This window comes from Sphaerisporangium sp. NPDC005288, from assembly GCF_040607475.1.
In the GTDB taxonomy this organism is placed as follows: domain Bacteria; phylum Actinomycetota; class Actinomycetes; order Streptosporangiales; family Streptosporangiaceae; genus Sphaerisporangium; species Sphaerisporangium rhizosphaerae.
The window spans coordinates 1-1,141 of sequence record NZ_JBEXGT010000120.1; the positions used below are offsets into that span (position 1 = coordinate 1).

The 1,141-nt window shown below is 74.5% G+C and carries 1 protein-coding gene; it reads right to left on the reverse strand.

What is annotated here, in order from left to right:
* A partial coding sequence (locus tag ABZU32_RS40960) for a type I polyketide synthase (protein WP_354932198.1) occupies window positions 1-1,141 on the reverse strand: 1,141 nt, incomplete at both ends.

A 1,141-nucleotide genomic window follows, 5' to 3' on the forward strand; every position in this document is an offset into this window, starting at 1 on the left:
ATTGGAAGCACCATCCTGGTTCACCGCCGAACCGCGCAACACCGCCAGAACCTGGTGCCCACGACGGCGAGCGTCCGACAACCGCTCCACCACCAAAACCCCGACACCCTCGCCCCAACCCACCCCATCAGCCGCCTCGGCGAACGCTTTGCACCGGCCATCGGCGGCCAAGCCCCGCTGCCGCGAGAACTCCACGAACGCCCCCGGGGTGGCCATCACCGTGACCCCACCGGCCAGCGCCAGATCACACTCCCCCGACCGCAGCGCCTGCGCCGCCAGGTGCAACGCCACCAACGAGGACGAGCAGGCGGTGTCCACGGAGAGCGCGGGGCCGCGCAGGCCAAGGGTGTAGGAGACGCGCCCGGAGACCGTGGCGCCACCGGCGCCGGCGGGCACGTAGTCGTGGTACATCACCCCGGCGAACACCCCTGCGCTGGTCTCCCGCAGCGACGTCGGGTCGATCCCTGCCCGCTCCAGCGCGTCCCAGGACACCTCCAGGAACTGCCGCTCCTGCGGATCCATCTCCGCCGCCTCACGCGGACTGATCCCGAAGAAGTCCGGGTCGAAGTCGGCGGCGCCGTAGAGGAAGGCGGCCTCCCGCGCGTACGAGGTCCCCTCGTGCCCGGGCTCCGGGTGGAACAGCGACCCGAGGTCCCAGCCGCGGTCGGCGGGGAACTCGCCCACCGCGTCCCCGCCCTCGGTCACCAGTCGCCAGAGGTCCTCCGGGGAGTCCACGCCGCCCGGGTACCGGCAGGCGAGGCCCACGATCGCGATGGGGTCGGCCTCGATGGCGGGCGCCGTCCGGGCCGCGGGCGCCGACTCGGGCTTCGCTCCGGACCGGTCCGCCAGGAAGGCCGCCAGCGCGGTCACCGTCGGGTGGTCGAAGACCAGCGTCGCCGGCAGCGCCACGCCGATCCGCCGGCCCAGCCTGTTGCGCAGTTCAACTCCGGACAGCGAGTCGAAGCCCAGCTCCTGGAAGGCCCGGTCCACCGGCACCGACTCGGCCGCGCCGTATCCCAGCACGCCGGCGGCCTCCGCGCGGACCACGCCCAGCAGCAGCTCCCGCCGCTCCGCCGGGGCCAGCCGGTCCAGCCGGTCGGTGAGCGAGCCCGGCCCGGCCGCGGCGGCACGGGCCGGCCGG